General features: G+C 62.3%; 18 protein-coding genes. 12 read left to right on the top strand and 6 right to left on the bottom strand.

Annotated features, from left to right (window positions below; all coding sequences use genetic code 11):
* The first annotated feature begins 165 nt into the window (after positions 1-165).
* The 6 genes from trmB to QC815_RS01945 all read left to right on the top strand — a co-directional run bounded on the left by trmB (position 166) and on the right by QC815_RS01945 (position 6,973).
* Positions 166-831, top strand: coding sequence for a tRNA (guanine(46)-N(7))-methyltransferase TrmB (trmB, locus tag QC815_RS01970; protein WP_230448328.1), 666 nt, complete (start codon positions 166-168; stop codon positions 829-831).
* Complete coding sequence (locus QC815_RS01965) at positions 828-1,157, top strand: DMT family transporter (protein WP_230448329.1); 330 nt, start codon at positions 828-830, stop codon at positions 1,155-1,157. Before trmB ends, QC815_RS01965 begins: the two co-directional genes overlap by 4 nt.
* Before the next feature lie 76 nt (positions 1,158-1,233).
* Positions 1,234-2,643: a D-alanyl-D-alanine carboxypeptidase/D-alanyl-D-alanine endopeptidase gene (dacB, locus tag QC815_RS01960; protein ID WP_309766682.1), complete on the top strand. Its 1,410-nt coding sequence runs from the start codon at positions 1,234-1,236 to the stop codon at positions 2,641-2,643.
* Positions 2,644-2,667: 24 nt separating this feature from the next.
* Positions 2,668-3,039: a diacylglycerol kinase gene (locus QC815_RS01955; protein WP_230448330.1), complete on the top strand. Its 372-nt coding sequence runs from the start codon at positions 2,668-2,670 to the stop codon at positions 3,037-3,039.
* Between the two features lie 34 nt (positions 3,040-3,073).
* Positions 3,074-6,028 (top strand): bifunctional [glutamate--ammonia ligase]-adenylyl-L-tyrosine phosphorylase/[glutamate--ammonia-ligase] adenylyltransferase, encoded by a 2,955-nt coding sequence (gene glnE / locus QC815_RS01950; RefSeq protein ID WP_309766644.1) that lies wholly within the window; start codon positions 3,074-3,076, stop codon positions 6,026-6,028.
* A gap of 51 nt (positions 6,029-6,079) precedes the next feature.
* Positions 6,080-6,973: an AEC family transporter gene (locus tag QC815_RS01945; RefSeq protein WP_309766642.1), complete on the top strand. Its 894-nt coding sequence runs from the start codon at positions 6,080-6,082 to the stop codon at positions 6,971-6,973.
* Positions 6,974-7,006: 33 nt separating this feature from the next.
* Here the strand turns inward: QC815_RS01945 and QC815_RS01940 are convergent, their stop codons facing one another.
* Positions 7,007-7,381 carry a hypothetical protein gene (locus QC815_RS01940; RefSeq protein WP_230448333.1) on the bottom strand — a complete coding sequence of 125 codons (375 nt, stop codon included), beginning with the start codon at positions 7,379-7,381 and terminating at the stop codon, positions 7,007-7,009.
* A 158-nt stretch (positions 7,382-7,539) separates the two neighbouring features.
* Here QC815_RS01940 and QC815_RS01935 point away from each other — a divergent pair, with 158 nt between their 5' ends.
* The gene (locus QC815_RS01935) at positions 7,540-9,165 is read left to right on the top strand and encodes a BCCT family transporter (RefSeq protein WP_230448334.1); all 1,626 of its coding nucleotides are present in this window, start codon (positions 7,540-7,542) and stop codon (positions 9,163-9,165) included.
* A gap of 28 nt (positions 9,166-9,193) precedes the next feature.
* Positions 9,194-9,340 (top strand): hypothetical protein, encoded by a 147-nt coding sequence (locus QC815_RS01930; protein WP_230448335.1) that lies wholly within the window; start codon positions 9,194-9,196, stop codon positions 9,338-9,340.
* A 24-nt stretch (positions 9,341-9,364) separates the two neighbouring features.
* Here the strand turns inward: QC815_RS01930 and QC815_RS01925 are convergent, their stop codons facing one another.
* Genes QC815_RS01925 through QC815_RS01915 form a run of 3 tightly spaced genes read right to left on the bottom strand, consistent with a single transcriptional unit; the run spans position 9,365 to position 12,151 of the window.
* Positions 9,365-10,630 carry a GGDEF domain-containing protein gene (locus QC815_RS01925; protein ID WP_230448336.1) on the bottom strand — a complete coding sequence of 422 codons (1,266 nt, stop codon included), beginning with the start codon at positions 10,628-10,630 and terminating at the stop codon, positions 9,365-9,367.
* On the bottom strand, positions 10,627-11,358 hold the full coding sequence (locus QC815_RS01920) for a substrate-binding periplasmic protein (protein WP_230448337.1): 732 nt from the start codon (positions 11,356-11,358) through the stop codon (positions 10,627-10,629). The genes QC815_RS01925 and QC815_RS01920 overlap by 4 nt, the downstream gene beginning before the upstream one ends.
* Entirely contained in the window at positions 11,348-12,151 is an 804-nt protein-coding gene (locus QC815_RS01915) for a substrate-binding periplasmic protein (protein WP_230448338.1), read from the bottom strand. The genes QC815_RS01920 and QC815_RS01915 overlap by 11 nt, the downstream gene beginning before the upstream one ends.
* A 143-nt stretch (positions 12,152-12,294) precedes the next feature.
* Between QC815_RS01915 and QC815_RS01910 the strand changes: the two genes are divergently transcribed.
* Positions 12,295-13,641: an MFS transporter gene (locus QC815_RS01910; RefSeq protein WP_230448339.1), complete on the top strand. Its 1,347-nt coding sequence runs from the start codon at positions 12,295-12,297 to the stop codon at positions 13,639-13,641.
* 66 nt (positions 13,642-13,707) lie between these two features.
* On the top strand, positions 13,708-13,887 hold the full coding sequence (locus QC815_RS01905; protein WP_230448340.1) for a PLDc N-terminal domain-containing protein: 180 nt from the start codon (positions 13,708-13,710) through the stop codon (positions 13,885-13,887).
* 78 nt (positions 13,888-13,965) lie between these two features.
* On the opposite strand, the gene QC815_RS01900 is transcribed toward QC815_RS01905, so the two are convergent.
* Positions 13,966-14,097 carry a hypothetical protein gene (locus QC815_RS01900; protein ID WP_268902847.1) on the bottom strand — a complete coding sequence of 44 codons (132 nt, stop codon included), beginning with the start codon at positions 14,095-14,097 and terminating at the stop codon, positions 13,966-13,968.
* 232 nt (positions 14,098-14,329) lie between these two features.
* Here QC815_RS01900 and QC815_RS01895 point away from each other — a divergent pair, with 232 nt between their 5' ends.
* A complete protein-coding gene (locus QC815_RS01895) occupies positions 14,330-15,088 on the top strand; it encodes a winged helix-turn-helix domain-containing protein (RefSeq protein ID WP_230448341.1) in 759 nt (252 codons plus the stop codon).
* Positions 15,089-15,108: 20 nt separating this feature from the next.
* A complete protein-coding gene (locus QC815_RS01890) occupies positions 15,109-16,704 on the top strand; it encodes an ATP-binding protein (protein ID WP_309766633.1) in 1,596 nt (531 codons plus the stop codon).
* Here the strand turns inward: QC815_RS01890 and QC815_RS01885 are convergent.
* Positions 16,667-17,605, bottom strand: a complete 939-nt coding sequence (locus QC815_RS01885) for a LysR family transcriptional regulator (protein ID WP_230448343.1) — start codon at positions 17,603-17,605, stop codon at positions 16,667-16,669. The two genes, QC815_RS01890 and QC815_RS01885, sit on opposite strands and share 38 nt — an antisense overlap.
* Positions 17,606-17,610 lie beyond the last annotated feature (5 nt).

Raw genomic sequence — 17,610 nt, 5'->3', positions numbered from 1 at the left:
GATCGCCAGTGATCATATCACCGGGGGTACAGCGGCGTCATGCCGCGAGCGCGCCGGACTGATAGAATCACATTTTTTGAATGATTGATTCGCGTCGGCTGCCAACGCGCCCAAGTTGGCTTTCGAAGCGCTCAAGCGTCAAGCGTGACATGATAGAGAGACACTATGCAGCAATCTTCACGCCCCGTTACCACCAATCAGTCGGGCCCCCATCACGATCTAGCCCGCCGAGTCAGCCGCAGTCTGGCGCATCCGCTACGCAAACCGATTGCCGCGCACACCCAGCGTGCGTTCGACGCGGTGGCCGAGTGGCACGTGGCCCAGCCGGGCCGGTTGATCCTGGATGCCGGTTGCGGCGTGGGACTATCGACCAGGCGGCTGGCTGAGCAGTTCCCGGATCATGCGGTGATCGGGGTCGACCGCAGCGATGATCGGCTGACGCGATCCCACGGTGAGCTCCCAGCCAATGCCCGGCTGGTGCGCGCCGATCTGGTGGATTTCTGGCGCCTGGCCCATCTGGCCGGCTGGGCACCGGAACGCCACTATTTGCTATATCCTAATCCTTACCCCAAGGCCTCGCATTTGAAAATGCGCTGGCATGGGCACCCGGTATTCCCCACACTGTTGGCGTTGGGTGGCCTGATTGAAGTGCGTTCAAACTGGCGGCTGTATATCGACGAGTTCGCGCTGGCCGCCGCTCAGGTGACCGGCCGTCAGGCCGAGATAAGCGAGTGGGTGCCCGACGGTGATTATCTGACGCCGTTCGAGGCCAAGTATCACCAGAGCGGCCAGGCCTTATGGCGGCTGCGCGTGGCCTTGGAGTCCGAATGACATTTGTCTATCTGGTATTGGCCATCATTGCCGAGGTGGTTGCCACCAGCGCATTGAAAGCCTCCGCAGGGTTTACCCGGCCGCTGCCCAGCCTTCTTGTGGTCGGCGGTTATGGCGTGGCGTTCTACCTGTTGAGTCTGGTGCTGCGCACCCTGCCCGTGGGCATCACTTACGCCATCTGGGCGGGCCTGGGTATTGTGCTGGTGACGCTGGTGGGCATGGTGGTATTTGGCGAAAAGCCGGACGCCCCGGCGCTGGTGGGTATTGGCCTGATCGTCACCGGCGTGGTAATGCTCCAGGTGTTTTCGAAAATGAGCGTGCATTAAGGAGAAGCGGATGTTCCGCGTTGGCTGGCAGCGTTGTGGCAAAAGACACTGGGGGTGGCGGTCGGCCATCGGCGTCATGAGCTTGCTTTTAAGCGGCCCGCTGTGGGCAGACTTCAGCCGTGTGGCGCAGCTGCAGGACAAGGGCTTTGCGATCAGCGCCGAGGCTCGCCTGCTCGGTGTTGATGCAGACGCGGCACCGCTGGCGAGCATCGAGCCGACCCGTCAGCTGTCGCCGGCATCGGTTACCAAGGCCTACCTGTCCGCCGCGGCGTTACAGCGTTATGGACCTCAGCATCGGTTTACCAGCCAACTGGTCAGCCCGGGGAACGTGACAAATGGCGTTCTAAGCGGCGATCTGATTTTCGAAGGCGGCGGTGACCCGGGATTGACCACCGAGGACATCTGGCGTCTGGTGCAGCGCCTTCAGCAAGCCGGCGTGCGCCAGGTGGAGGGCGCACTGGTCGTCAATCAGTGGCGCTTTGGCCCCGTCGAGTGCATAACCACAGACCGCTGCGATGCCCAGACGCGGGTGGCCAATGCCTACAGCGCGCCGCTATCCTCGGCCGGCGTCAATTTCGGCAGCTGGTGCGCCAACGTGGCACCGGCCTCGGCGCCCGGGGCGCCGGCGCGCATCTCGCTGTGCGACGGCCAGGCGTTGCAGGTTACGGTGGATAACCAGGTGATCACCAAGCCCGATAACAGCGGCACCCGGCTGAACGCCGAACGTATCACCACCGCCGACGGTGATGTGCTGCGGCTGAGCGGACAGATATCGACCAATGCCTATCCCCGCGACGTCTACCGCGGCGCGGGGGATGCCGCCGAGCTGACCGCCGAGGTGCTGCTGGGCATGCTGCGTCAGGCGGGGATTACGGTACGCGACGGCTGGCGACTGAGTTCGATGCGTCCGCCGGGCGATGCGCAGCGGCTGGCGGCCGTGGACAGCAAGCCGCTTCAGGAGCTGCTGCTGCGGATCATGAACTACTCGAATAACTACATGGCCGATGTATTGGCCCTCGATCTGGTGGAATCCCCCCAGGCTCAGCTTCGCCAGGCGGGCCTGGCGCTCGAGCAGTATGCCCGGACGCTGCCGGGGCATGGGCCCTTGACGCTGTACAGCGGAAGCGGCTTGACCACCGAGAACCGCACCTCGGCCCACGGCATCAACGTGATGCTGACCGACATGTTCCATGAAAGTGCGCTGTTTCCGAGCTTCATCGCCGCCTTTCAGTCCCCGGCCAACGGCGTGATGCGCTTTATTCGCCGCGGTTCGGATACCTTTCAACACAACGTCATGCTAAAAACCGGTACCTTGAACGAGCCGTTTGCGGTGCGCGCGGCCGCCGGCTACTTCCGGACGGCGCAGGGCCGCTGGGGCGTTTTCAGTGTACTGGTCAACGGCAATGCCAGTACGCCCTACTTGAACTGGTCGCAGGTGCTGGATCCGCTGACGAAGGATCTGGATACCCTGATACTCGCCAATTAACGACGTGACTTTGAGGCAATCGCGATGAAACCTGGGCATACCGGCTTGGCGCACCTGGCGCATTCCACGCGCTATTCCATGAAGGGATTGAAAGCGGCGTTTCGTAACGAAGCCGCGTTTCGTCAAGAGGTCACCATTACCGCCATCCTGCTGCCGCTGGCGTGGTGGATAGGCGATGGGCCGGTAAGCTGGCTGCTGTTGGTGGGCAGCTGTTTTTTCGTACTGATCGTCGAGCTCCTCAACAGTGCGATTGAAAACGTGGTGGATCGCATCGGCACCGAGCACCACGAACTCTCCGGGCGTGCCAAGGACATTGGCTCGGCGGCGGTGATGCTGTCGCTGATACTCGCGGGGCTCACCTGGGGGCTGTTAGGCTGGCAAAAATTCATCGGCTAGCCGCCAAGGCTGGCTTCAGGGCAGCGAGGGCATTATGCAACCCAATGAAGCGTTCCCACCGTTCGATACCTTATCCCAAGCGCTTCAGCCCGTGGCCGGGCAGGCATGGCAGCGCCTGTGCGAGGCCCTGAACCAGGCCGACGACATGGCCGACATGACCGGCCAGCCATCGCCCCTAGCCGACTGGTCAGGCCTTTCGACAGAGCGGCGTGCCGCCCTGTTACGCGTGCTGGCGATTTCCAGTTTTGCCGTTGATACGCTCATCCGCCATCCCGACTGGCTGGCGACGCTCGACAGTGGCGGCGAGCTGGATGCCACGCCGGGTCGAGACGACCAGACACAACTGCTGGCCGATGCGCTGGACAGTGCCGACGACGAAGACGCCATGCACCGCGCCCTTCGCCGCTTTCGCCAGGCCCGCATGCTGGGCATCGTGTGGCGCGACCTCAATCGGCCGCCGGGCTACACCATGTGGGATACCGCCCGTGCGGTGTCGCAGCTGGCTGAAATCTGTCTTGAGGCGGCGCTTGGTTGGCTCGAGCAGTTTTATACGCCGCGCTGGGGGCTGCCGGCGCCAACGCGCGACGGCGACCCCCAGCGTCTGGTGGTGCTGGGCATGGGCAAGCTAGGGGCCGGCGAGCTCAATCTATCGTCGGATATTGACCTGATCTTTGCGTTTGCCGAGAAGGGGGAAACCCAAGGCGGCCGCAAGCCGCTGGAGCATCAGGAATATTTCACCAAGCTTGGCCAGAAATTGATCGCCGCGCTGGATGCCATGACCGCCGATGGGTTTGTTTTTCGTGTGGACATGCGCCTGCGTCCCTTGGGCGACGGCGGCCCCTTGGTAGGCAGCTTTGCCATGCTCTCCAGCTACTACCAGGATCAGGGGCGCGAGTGGGAGCGCTATGCCATGCTCAAGGCGCGGCCCGTCGCCGGGGACGTGTCGGCGGGGGCGGAGTTGCTGGCCAGTCTGCGGCCCTTTGTCTACCGCCGTTATCTCGATTTCGGGGCGATCGAGTCGCTGCGCGAGCTCAAGGCGATGATCAACCGTGAGGTCAAGCGCAAGGGCATGCAGCACAACATCAAGCTGGGGCCCGGCGGGATCCGCGAGGTCGAGTTTGTGGTGCAGGCGTTTCAACTGATTCGCGGCGGGCGCGACACCGAACTGCAGGTGGCCTCGTTGCAGACGGCGCTGAACCGACTGCCGGCGCTGGGGCTATTGCCCCAGGAAGTGGTCGACGACCTGCTGCCCGACTATGCCTTTCTGCGCGATATCGAACACGTGCTGCAGGCCCTGGAAGACCGCCAGACACAAACCTTGCCCAGCGACGACCCCGACCGCGAAAGGGTCGCGTTTGCCATGGGCCACGAGGACTGGCCGAGCCTCATGCATCAGCTGGACGAGGTGCGGGAGCGCGTGCGTCGGCATTTTGACGCGGTGATCGCCGAACCCGAAGACGAAGTGGAAAACACAAACGACGAGCAGACCCCGGGGCTCGAACAGTGGCGGCTGCTATGGCGCGGCGAGCTGGAGGAGGATGACGCCTTGGCCCGCCTTGAGCAGGCGGGCTTCGAGGCGCCGGACAAGACCCTCACCCGACTCTCTCGCCTTTACCATTCGCGTCAGGTACAGAGCATGCAGCGTATCGGCTTCGAGCGTCTCGATGCCTTGATGCCCATGCTGTTGGATGCCGTGGCCGACAACGACACGCCGGACACCGCGTTGGCGCGCGTTCAGCCGCTGATCGAGGCCGTGCTGCGGCGCACCGCGTATCTGGCCCTGCTGCGCGAAAATCCCCACGCCCTCGAGCACCTCATGCGGCTGTGCGCGTCCAGTCCCTGGATCGCCGAGCAGCTGGCTCGCTACCCGATCCTCCTGGATGAGCTGCTGACCCCGGACACGCTCTATACGCCGGCCGACAAGGCGCGTCTGGCGGACGAGCTGCGCCAGACGTTGAATCGCCTGCCCGAAGACGACGAGGAAGCACAGCTGGAGGCGTTGCGGGTATTCAAGCACGCCCAGATGCTGCACGTGGCGGCCTCGGATATCGCCGGAACCCGGCATTTGATGAAAGTAAGCGATTACTTAACCTATATCGCCGAAGTGATCCTGGATGCCGTACTGGCGATGGCGTGGAAGCATATTACCGCCAAGCATGGTGTGCCGAGTGGCTGTAACGCGCGGGAGCCGGCGTTCCTGATTGTCGGCTACGGCAAGCTGGGTGGCATCGAACTCGGTTACGGGTCCGACCTGGACCTGGTGTTTCTCCACGACAGCGATGGGCAGGGGGCCACCGACGGGCCGCGACCCATCGATACGCCGGTATTTTTCACCCGTCTGGGCCAGCGCATTATTCATTTGCTGACGGCGGTCACTCCCACAGGCAGCCTCTACGAAGTGGATATGCGGCTGCGGCCCTCGGGGAATTCGGGCCTTCTGGTCACTTCGCTGTCCGCCTTTGCCGACTATCAGCGTCAGCATGCCTGGACCTGGGAGCATCAGGCGCTGGTTCGCGCGCGGGTGGTCGCGGGTAGCGAGACGCTGGCGGACAAGTTTGAGCAGCTGCGCGGCGAGATTCTCGGGGCTGAGCGGGACACCGCGGCGCTGCGCGATGACGTGGTCAAGATGCGCCACAAGATGCGCGACCACCTGGCTTCCAGGCAGGCGGGCGATCGCTTCAATCTCAAGCACGATGCCGGCGGCATGGTGGATATCGAATTTCTCTGTCAGTACGCGGTGTTAGCCCTTGCTAACCAGACCCCGGCGCTGCTGACCTACCCTGACAATATCCGCATTCTAGAGACCTTGGCTGACAGTGGGCACTTACCCCAGGAGGAGGCGGAGCGCCTGCGCGAGGCGTATCTGGCGTATCGCAGCCGCACGCACCGGGCGGCGCTGACCGGCGATAAGGCGGAGGGGCAGGCCGCAGACTATGAGGCCCATCGCAACGCCGTCATGGCGCTATGGCAGCGCTTTCTTGAGCCTTGATGGCGCGCAGGGGCATCTAATGGACAATGATTGGCAGGGAAAGAGAACGCCATGATCGGCAATATTATCGGCACGCTGCTGCCCGTTTTTCTGATCGCCGGGGCGGGGGCGGCGTACGGGCGGTTTCGCACGCCGGATATTCGCAGCCTGAACACCCTGAACATGGAGCTGTTCGTCCCGCTGCTGGTCTTTGCCGTGCTGGCCGACCGACAGGCGCCGCTGGCCGATTATGCCTGGCTGGCCGGCGCTGCCGTGGCGGTGGTGTTGGGGTCGGGCGTACTGTTATGGCCGGTCGCCCGCTGGCTGCGCCTGGACATCAAGACCTTTCTCCCCCCGATGATGTTCAACAACTCCGGCAACATGGGGGTTCCCCTGCTGGTGCTGGCATTTGGCGAGGCAGCGCTGCCGGCGGCGGTGGTGGTATTTATCGTCGAAATGCTGCTGCATTTTTCGGTGGGTCTCTACATGCTCGACCCGCGCACGTCGCTGTGGCGTTTGCTGCGCATGCCCATTGTCGCCGCGAGCCTGGCGGGCCTGGCCATCAACGTCAGCGGGCTGCCGCTGCCGGTGTGGCTGCTCGAGGCCATGAACATGCTGGGTGGCGTATGTATTCCGCTAATGCTGTTTGCACTCGGGGTGCGGCTGCTCGATATCGATTTCAGCGACTGGCGCACCGGCCTGCTCGGCGCCGTACTGTGCCCGCTGTCGGGGCTGCTGATTGCCTTGCCGCTGATCGTGCTGCTGCCGCTGAATAGCCTGCAGGCAGCCGTGTTACTGGTATTCGGCGCGCTGCCGCCTGCGGTACTCAATTACCTGGTCGCCGAGCAGTATCGGCTGGCGCCACAGAAGGTGGCGTCCATCGTACTGATCGGCAACCTGGGCAGCCTGGTGGTGATGCCGTTGACGCTGGCGGCCGCCTTTATCTGGCTTCACGCGCCGCTGTGATGGACGCGGCGGGGTCATTGGCTGACTCAGGCATCACGACCTGTCGTTGGGCGTTCTGTCGGCTGCTTCGTTCTTGATTTCGTACTGGCCCTCGAGGACATCGTGACGACCGCGCTCCGCCGATGACGCCGACCGGCTGCCGCCAATGTCCTGCGCCTGTTGCGCGCGCATTTGCTCCATGCGTTTTTTCATCTTGTGGCGGACGAACGGCATCATGGCCCAGCCGACCAGCAGGAAAAACAGGCCAAGCACCACGCCGACGATCATCAGCAGGCCAAACGCCAGCCAGGTAAACAGCAGTTTCAGGCTGCCCATGACGCCATTGGGCTGGGTTCGGGTCGCGCGGGCACGAAACTGATGGGCGGCCTGCCAGGCGGCGTTACGTTGATCTCGATTCATCTGTGGCATTGATGCCTCCTCAATCGGTATGCCCCTTTGAACGCGTCGGCTTGGGAGAGTTCAGGAGGGCGATAAATCAGCGTTGCATGCAGTGCGGCCAGGCAGGTGTTAGGCTTTTCATCCGGCGCAAGTGACTTGCGGACCATGCATATCTGACAGGGTGTCTTATGGCGAATCATGGAGGAAAGTCGGTATTCATCGCCTCGACGGTGATTATCTTTGGCCTGGTGGTTATCGGTGCGTCCTTTCCCGAAAGCTTTGGCAGCGCTGCCGAAGCCGCGCTAGCTACCATTACCGAGCTGTTTGGCTGGTTCTATCTGTTTTCCGTGTCTGGCTTTGTGGTGTTCTTGTTCGGCCTGGCGCTCAGCAAGTACGGCAAGGTGCGCCTGGGGCCCCAAGACAGTCGCCCCAACTACAGCTTTTTCTCCTGGATCAGCATGCTGCTGGCCGCCGGTTTCGGCGTGGGGCTGGTGTTCTATGGCATGGCCGAGCCGATGCTGCACTATATCGACCCGCCCTACGGTGATCGAGAGGCCGAGACCGCAGCGTCCGCACGCTATGCCATTCAGTACAGCTATTTTAACTGGGGTATCCATCAGTGGGCGGCGTTTTCGGTGGTCGGGCTAATCATTGCCTACTTCCAGTTTCGTAAAGGCCAGGCGGGGCTGGTCTCGTCGGTGCTCTCATCGGTCACCGCGAAGTACCCCAAGGTTCGCCCTTATGCCTCATGGCTCGACGTGTTTGCCGTCGTGGCCACGGTGATGGGGGTGGCGACCTCGCTCGGCCTTGGCGTACTGCAGATGAACGGCGGTTTGAACGCCGTCTTCGGCCTGCCGGAAAACGGGTTGTGGCAGTTCGTCATCCTGTTCGTGATGTTTTGCGCTTACATGCTCTCGACCTGGTCGGGGCTGGATAAAGGCATCAAACGCCTGTCGAACCTGAACATGATCCTGTGTATCGGCCTGATGCTCTACGTGCTGATTACCGGCCCCACCGTCGCCATCCTTGAAACCATCACGGTCGGCATTGGCGACTATCTGCAGAACTTTATCGGCATGAGCTTGCGTACCGCACCGTACAGCGATGAAAACTGGGCCAGTAGCTGGACCATTTTCTACTGGGCCTGGGTGATCGCCTGGTCGCCGTTCGTCGGCACCTTTGTGGCGCGGGTTTCCCGTGGACGCACCATCAAGGAGTATGTGTTTGGCGTGCTGCTGGTACCACCGCTGCTCGCCTGCCTGTGGATCGGGGTATTTGGCGGTGCCGCGCTCAACATGGAAATCGTCGGCAATGACATCGGCCTGGCTGCGGCGACCCAGGACAACATCACCGTGGCGCTGTTTGAAATGTTCGACCTGATGCCCTTTTCCGGCGTGCTGTCGCTGATTGCCATCCTGCTGATTTTTATATTTCTGGTCACCTCCGCCGACTCGGCGTCTTACATCGTGGCGCAAATGACGGATAATGGCTCCATCAACCCACCGCTCTACAAGCGTGTGATATGGGGTGTCCTGATCGCGGCGATCTGCTTTACGCTGATTGTGGCGGGCGGGCTGACCGGGCTGCAGTCAGCAGCGGTGCTGTCGGCGCTGCCGTTCACCTTTATTCTCTACATCATGGTGATCGTGCTGGTGCGCGAGCTACGCGCCGACCGCAAGGCAATGCTGACCCAGCTCTACCGTCGCTACGGCGAGACGCCGGTAGGCGCCGACGCCTTTGAAGCCGAAGAACTCGGGGAAGAAGAGCGCTTACGTCGGGCGCCCAACGTTGTGAATCGGCGCATCAATCACTGAGGGGGTTTCCCATGCAGGGTAACGACTGATGGCGAGGCAAGCACGGCAAGGTGCCACGCGGCGGCAGTCCAGAAAGGCCGTCTTCGACCGCTGGCTGGACCGTGCCGTATGCATGGCGGTGATCACGGCGTTGGTGGTCGGGCTGGCCGCGGTCATCGCCCACTGGTGGCTGTAAGCTGCTCGCCGGCGGTCGCTGCCGTCAAACGGTGCTGGGGCGGGCTTCGATACGGTTCCGGCCGCGCTGCTTGGCGTGGTAGAGGTGCTGGTCAGCGAGAGCCAGCAGGGCCGTTGCGCTGAGGGCAGTATGCCTCGACGTGCTGGCGACGCCCATGCTGGCCGTCAGGTGGGTATGGGTGCTCGAGTAGGCGTGCGGGATCGCCAGCGAGAGCACTGCCCTGCGCAGGCACTGGGCAACGTCCAGGGCGGCGGCTTCATCCTTGCCCGGCAAGATGCAGACAAACTCCTCCCCTCCGTAGCGTGCCAGCAGCTCCTGATCGGGGTCGATACACTGATTCAATACCTGGGCCACCGCGCGCAGGGTGTCATCTCCCATGGCGTGGCCGTAATGGTCATTGAATTCCTTGAAGTTATCGATATCGATAAAGATTACCGAGAGCGGCTGGGCGTGGTGCTGGGTACGTTGCCATTGCTGCTTGTAGAACAGGTCGAAATGACGGCGGTTGGCCACGCCGGTCAGCCCGTCATTGTGCGATAGGTGATGTAGCTGATCCCGCTGATCCAGGCCCTTTTGGAAGGCCTGCAGCAGGTGGTCGAGGCTATCGACCAGATGGCCCAGCTCATCCTGGCGGTGACCGTGCAGCTGCGGTTTCGCCCATTGGCCGGGGCGTTCGGGGTCGGTATGCACGATGGCGTCATGCACCTTGAGCAGCGGTCGGGTAATGAAATAATGAAAAAAGGCAATGATCAGCAGGCTGAGGATAAAAGCTTCCACCACGCTTGAACCTACCACCGATACGCTGCGCGCCAGAAACTGCTGGGTCAGGCTGTGCTCATCAAGCCGGAGCTCCACTTCGCCCACCTCGGCCTCGGGCAGGTCGGCGGCCACGAAATAGTTCAGCGGTTCCCGGTAGCGCAGCATGTCACCAAACAGCCGCTGGCTTAGCCAGCTCGTCTCGGTCGCGCTGTCGGGAACAAACTCGGCAAGTGCGGCGCCGAAATCGTCGCGGATGGTGACCTGGGCAATTTCGTCATCGCTGAACAGCCCGTAGGCGATCTGGTTTGCCAGGTCAGGGTTGAGTTGAAAAGCGGCTTCGGCGGCGGCGCCATTGACGATCGCCAGCTGTTGCTCGACGCGTTGGGCCACGTCCTCACGCATCGAGGCGGCGTGATTGAACAGTTCCAGGCATCCGGCGATCACGCTGATCAACACGGCCAGCAGCAGGGTGAGCAGCGCTTGCTTGGAGGTCAGGCTGCCGGTGCGCAAGGGAAGCGGTCGCTTGGTCATGGCGAAGTCCCCTTGTATGACGCGCCAACGGGTGGAAGGTGGTTTTGCAGCCGCGCGACACGCTGCTTGGCAACGCTCGGGTGGCAGGCCAGGTAGAGCGGTGCGCGATAGAACGTGAACAGATGATGCAGCGCCACGTTTTGTGCATCGGCCAGAAACTCGCCGGTGGCTTTGCCGGTGACGATGACATCGACCAGGCCGGCCTCGAGGCGTGCCAGGTTTTCGCGCTCGTTGCGAGCGCGAAGCACCTCGACACCCCGGGCTTCAACATAGTGACCGACGGCGTCTTCACGGAAACTGCCGACGCGCAGGCGGGCCAGCTGATCCATCGAATCTGCCTGGATGTTGCTCCCGGCAAGGCTGAACGCGGCCCACTCGTTGATGGCCAGAGGGCCCGCCCAGCGGAAGAGCGCCTCGCGCTCGGCCGTGCGGGTGGTCGAATAGACGCAGTGCTGCTCACGCAGGCGTGCGGCGGTGTAGGCCCGTGCCCAGGGCAGCAGGCGAAATTCCGCGTCGATGTCCGCCCCGCGCAGCGCCTTACGCAAGACCTGGGTGGCGCTGCCCTTGATCTCCCCTTGGCTACCGGCATAGTTGAAGGGTGGGTAGTCTTCGGTGTTGATTACCAGCGTATCCGCGCCGACCGGCAGGCTCATCGCCAGCCACAATGCCCCCAGGCAAGCTAGTCGCCGGGCCGCGATACCCCGTGGGGGGCACTGGCTAGTCGTCATGATGGGTAGCCTCTGGTGCGGTCTGCTGGGCACGCACATCATCCAGTGCCTGCTGCAGTCGTTCTACCAACCTGGGATCCGTGGCCGGGTTTACGGCAAAGTATAGGCGAGACTGGCTTAATGTATGCACCGCCTTTAGTCGCTCGTGGTCAACGGCTTCCTGGGTAGCGATCCAGCGCGCCACGTCATCGCTGTAGGCCCATAAATCGACCCGCCCGCGGCGCAGCATGTGCAAGGCGCTGTGATTGTCGATGGCCGGGCGCAGCAGTTCGGCCGGATAGCCGGCCTCCTGCAGGGCGTGCGCCCCGATGTCTTCGCGGATGACGGCGACGCGCAGCCGCTGACGAATCGCGGCATCCAGCGACAGGGGAGTGGCGGTCTCGTCTTGCCATGCCAGCAATACCACCCGGTCACGGGCAATTGGCCCGACCCATTTGAAGTGCGCCTCGCGGGCGGGCGTCCGGGTGGTTGAAAACAGCACCGTGTTGGGGGCGCCCTGGGCCAGTTCGTAGCCGCGTACCCAGGGATAATAGAGGATAGCCTCTTGGTTGAACGGGGTATCGGTCTGTTCGAACATGGCTTCAAGCAGTGCCACCGAGGTGCCTTTCAGCTGTCCCGTTCGCGGATCCTGATAGTTGTAGGGCGGGTATTCTTCGGTGACGAACGATAACGGCGACAGTGGCCCCGAAGCGCCCTGCGCCACCCCCAGCGGCACCAGTAGCAGCCATAATAGTATCGCTCGTCGTCGCCCGATCGGCTTGTGCCGGCCGTCGAGCCCGCTGCTTCCCTTCATCGGTGAACGTCCCTGTTATGTTCTGATCAATCAAACTTAGATCAAGCGGCGGCCACTGTCATCCCCTTCTTCCAACGGTGATGTGTCGCTTTTACCCGCCAACCTGCTAGGCTTGTGTCCTTGCTGACTGGTGAGAGACCCCCGTGCACGCTCAACCGACCCATACTGCTGCCAACGTTGCTTCGCGTCGTGAAATCTTTGGCTGGGCGATGTTCGATTTCGCCAACCAGGCCTATACGCTGCTGATCATCACGGTGGTGTTCGGCGAGCTGTTCACCACCGTGATCGTCGGTGAGCGTGACGACAATTTCCGCCTTGCCAACCTGCTCTGGAGCCTGGCGCTGGCGATCAGCTATCTGCTGGTGGTGATCACCGCACCGCTGTGCGGTGCCATCATGGACGAGCGGGCGGAAAAGAAACGGTTTCTGTTCGTCAGTTATCTCGCCACCGTCGCGTCCACGGCGATGCTGTACTTCGTGGCGCCAGGCTACGTAATGCTTGGGTTCATCCTCATTATCCTCTCGAATTATGCCTACTCCATGGGCGAGTCGTTCATTGCCGCTTTCCTGCCGGCACTGGGGCCACCCGAATCGCTGGGCAAGATATCCGGGTTCGGCTGGGCGCTGGGCTATATCGGGGGACTGTTTGCCGCCGGCTTCACGCTGGTGGTGCTGGGGGAGACCAGTGCCGAGAACTTCGAGCGCATCCGCTGGGTTGGCCCCTTTGCGGCGGGGTTTTTCCTGGTCGCGGCCCTTCCTACCTTTCTCTGGCTCAAGGAGCGCGGGACGCCCAGCCCCGATGGAGGCGCCTACTGGCAGACGGCGTGTCGGCGGGTGACCTCGACCCTTCAAGAACTCCGGCGCTTCAGGGACCTGACTGTGTTTCTGGTGTCGCTGTTGTTCTCCATGGCGGGCGTTTACATCATCATTGCCTTTGCGTTCATCTATGGCGCCCAAGTCATTGGCTGGGAGGCGGGTGTGCGCAATATCATGTTCATCATCGTGCAGATTACCGCCGCCGCCGGGGCACTGGGATTTGGCTGGTTACAGGATCGGCTGGGTGCAAAGCGCACCTACCAGATGACGCTGGCGCTGTGGATTTGCGCCATCGTGGCGATCTGGCTGACGCCCCAGGTAACCGACTGGGTGAACATGCTCACCGCTTGGCAGTGGCAGGCGCAGTATGTCTTCCTGGTGGTGGGCTGTCTGGCTGGGCTGAGCCTTGGCTCGAGCCAATCGGCCAGCCGAGCGCTGGTGGGGGTACTGTCGCCCACCACGAAATCAGCGGAGTTCTTTGGCTTCTGGGGATTGGCCAACAAGCTGGCCGGGGTTCTGGGTATCGTCCTGCTGGGTGGCCTGCAGACCATGGTCGGCCTGCAGGCGTCTATCCTGCTGTGTGCGGTATTGTTTGGCGTGGCGATGCTGATCTGTTTCCAGGTGAACGAAGCACGCGGTCGCCAGGCTGCGCTTGACTGGCAGCCGTCGCGCTAGCCGCTTGTGTCGCTAGTGGCAATATGCTTAGCTGACTTTACACAGATCCCAACACAAGGAGTTGATATGGGTATCGAAGTCGGTGGACTATTAGGGCTTATCTGGCTGGTGATCGTCGTCTGGGCCATCATCAAGGTGGCGAAGAGTTCAGCGGGCGGCTTGGCCAAGTTGCTGTGGATCCTGGTGCTGCTGTTCTTTCCGCTGGTCGGGCTGATTATCTGGTTTTTATTGGGCCCCAAGGGTTAGCGCGATACAGCCGTACACGAGACATGAATAAGGCAGGCTCCGGGCCTGCCTTATTAGATGACGCGACGCCTTTCCTGATCAGCTCTGTTCTTCACCGGGAGGCGCCTTGTAGTGCCCGGGGATCTTGAGTTTCTCCCCGTTCGGTAGGTCGCGCACCTGGGTGGGAACGTAAACACGTTTGATGACACTTTTGGGTTTGCCACTTCCCATGGCCTTGTCCTCCTGTCAGATTGTCGACAGTTTGCACTCTTACATTAGCGCTCGTCGTAGCAAGAATCAAGCCAGGCCTGAAGGGATATAATGAATAAGAAACGTGGAGATTGCATCACCCGGAAGGCGGTTGGGCACTTTTGAGGTATCCTGGCACCAATATAGATAGTCTGCTTTGCATGGGGGGAGGCAGGCGATAAGACACATAGATCACGTGGAGTTGACAACTAGGATGGTGGATCACTTAGAAGAACAGTTTCAGGCGCTTGGCAGTCAAGAAGCGCAGAAGCCTGACTACACTGATCAGGATCATGTGCTCATCATAGAAGACGACCAGCGCCTGGCGGAGCTGACCCGTGACTACCTGGAGGCCAACGGCTTTCAGGTGACGTTGGAGGCCGACGGGGCAAAGGGGGTGGATCGCATCCTGACGCTGCAGCCGGATCTGGTGATTCTTGATTTAATGCTGCCCGGCGAAGACGGGCTGGCGATCTGTCGCCGCGTACGGCCCAATTTTGCGGGCCCGATCATGATGCTGACGGCGCGCACGGATGACCTGGATCAGGTGCTGGGGCTGGAAATGGGGGCCGATGACTACGTACCCAAGCCCGTCCAGCCACGCGTGCTGCTGGCGCGCATGCGCGCGCTGTTGCGGCGTGCCGACGGGCCGACCCCCGACGGCGAGATACGCCTGCGCTTCGAGAACCTCGAGATCGACAATGCCACCCGCGAGGCGTGGCTGTCCGGCGAGCGCATCGACCTGACCAGCGCCGAGTTCGACCTGCTCTGGCTGCTGGCCCGCAATGCTGGACGCGTGCTGACCCGGGAAGAAATCTTCAGCGACCTTCGGGGCATCAAGTACGACGGCCAGGATCGCTCGATCGACGTGCGCGTGTCGCGGATCCGTCCCAAGATCGGCGACGATCCCAACCAGCCCCACCGTATCAAGACGGTACGCAGCAAGGGCTACCTGTTTGTAAAAGACAGCTGATCACACAGAAGGATAGCTTCATGCGGCGGGTGCTCAGCCACGGCTCGTTCTTACGCTTTTATCTGCTGCTGGGAGCCGCGCTGCTGACGGTGTTTCTGATTGCCCTGGCAGGCCGTGCCTTTATCGAGCAGGTAAGCCGCGAAGACCGTCGCGAGGGGCTTGCGGCGCTGCCAATGTCGCTGATGACCCGGCAGCTGGTCGATATTCCCTCCCGCGAACGCCAGGCGCAGCTGTCCGAGTGGTCCGAGCAGCTTGGCATGCAGCTCAGCCTGATGCCGGTGGAGGATGCGTCGCTGAGCTACTTCGAGCGCTCGCGCCTGGAACGCGGCAACGTCCTGGTTGCGACCTCCCCCTGGCGATTAAAGCGCCTTATCCCTGGGCAATCCTGGCTTTTGCAGGCCGAATTCTCCACCTGGCGCGAGCAGCAATGGCACGCCACCATGGCCATGCTGGGTGCCTGGCTGGCGACCTTTGACGCAAGCGAGCGGCTGGAGCGGCTGGGCGAGGTGCAGCCGGGAAGCTGGCCGCTGGCGCTGTTGGGCCGGCCGCCTGGGGAGCTGGGCGATGCCCAGCAGGCACATCTTGCTCGCGGCGAGGTAGTGACGCAGCTGCACGGCGAACAGCTCGATATTAGCTTCGTCTATCAGCTGCCGGACGGCTCCCAATGGCTGGAAGCTGGCCCCGCCACCCGGGGGGCCAACCTGCCCTTTAATCTTCAGCTACCACTGCTGATGGCCTTGATGGTCGTTCTGGCGCTGATCATCTATCTGGTGATGCGCAGTATCGAATCGCGCATGGCCCGACTCGAGCTTGCCGCCACGCGCATCGCCAGCGGGCGGCTGGAAACGCGCGTCAAGGTCGAAAGCGGTGATTTCCTGGGGCGCCTGGGCATGGCGTTCAACGGCATGGCCAACCAGGTGCAGTCGCTGCTGCGCGGCCAGCAGGAAATGATCCGGGCCGTGTCCCACGAGCTACGCACGCCGGTGGCGCGTATTCGCTTTGCCGTGCAGATGGTTGAGGACATGACCGACCAGCCCGGAATAAGGCGTCAGCTGCAGGGTATCGATGGCGATATCGCCGAACTCGATGAGCTGGTCGACGAAATCCTCACCTACGCCCGTCTGGGGGGCGAGACGGTTCACGGCGCCGAAATGGACATGTCGCTGGTCGAATGCCGGGCGGTGGCCGAGCGGGTAATTGATGCGCTCTCGCCGCTCCACGAAGGCTTGGCGATTACCCTGGCGCCGGGGCCGGACATCGAGCTGATGGCCGAGCCACGCTATTTGCAGCGCGCCCTGCAGAATCTGGTCAGCAATGCTTGCCGTTACGGCCAGTCCCGAGTGGTCATCGGGCTGTGGGATGAGCCTCACCTGGTGCGCATTGACGTGGAAGACGATGGGCCAGGGATTCCCGCCGATGACCGGGCCGACGTGTTCAAACCCTTTGCCCGACTGGACGACAGCCGGGCGCGCAGCTCCGGTGGCTATGGGCTGGGGCTGTCCATTGTGCAGAAGATCATGGCCGGTCACGGCGGTAGCGTGACGGTGGACACCAGCCCCATGCTGGGTGGCGCGCGGTTTACGCTACTGATTCCGCGTCGCGAGTCGCCGGCTTGATACCGCTCAACACGGCAAACGAGGTTTCTTTTGCCGTGCGCAGAAAGTCCTGCATCCACGGCGCCTCCAGCGTTTCCTCCCGTACGGCCGCGTAAAGCGTGCTCCATACCCCCTGTTCCCCGAGCTTGACCGCGCTGACGTAGTCGCGCTCCAGGTATTCGGTCAATGCCCAGTTGGGCAGCGCGCAGACACCACGCCCGCTGGCGACCAGCTGCATCATCATGATCGTCAGCTCGGCCGTGCGAATTTCCCGCGGGCGCACCTCGGCGGGGGTCAAGAACTGGCTAAATACGTCCAGCCGGGATTGCTCGACCGGGTAGGTGATCAGGGTTTCATCGGCCAGCGCCTCAGGCGTGACGAAGCTGTGCGCGGCAAAGGGATGCTGGCGGGCAACCGCCAGCAAGCCCTCGTAGCGGAACAGGGGAGCGTAGTGAACGCCGTCCAGGGGTTGCGGGTCGGCGGTGATGACCAGGTCGAGCTGTTCGCGTGCCAGCGCAGGGAGCGGGTCGAAATGGTGGCCGCTGGGGATGTCGATTTCCACTTCGGGCCAATGGTCACGAAAGTAATCCACTGTGGGCATCAGCCACTGAAAACAGCTGTGGCACTCGATGGCCATGTGCAGCCGGCCAAGTTCCGTCCCCGCCATGCGCGCCAGGTCGCGCTCGGCCTTGCGCACCTCGGGCAGAATCTGGTCGGCGAGTGCCAGCAACCTTAGCCCGGCGCGGGTAAATTCAACCGGACGGGTCTTGCGCACAAACAGCGGGCTGTCCGCACGGCTTTCGAGGTCTTTGAGCTGATGCGACAGGGCCGACTGGGTGAGGTGGACCCGCTCAGCGGCCTCAACCAGCGAGCCGGTCTCACGTAGCGCGAGCAGGGTACGCAAATGGCGTAATTCAATCATGGTGA

This window comes from Vreelandella gomseomensis, assembly GCF_031451645.1.
Classification (GTDB): Bacteria; Pseudomonadota; Gammaproteobacteria; order Pseudomonadales; family Halomonadaceae; genus Vreelandella; species Vreelandella gomseomensis.
The sequence above is the reverse complement of the archived record's forward strand: the minus strand, read 5'-3'. Positions and strand labels throughout refer to the sequence as shown.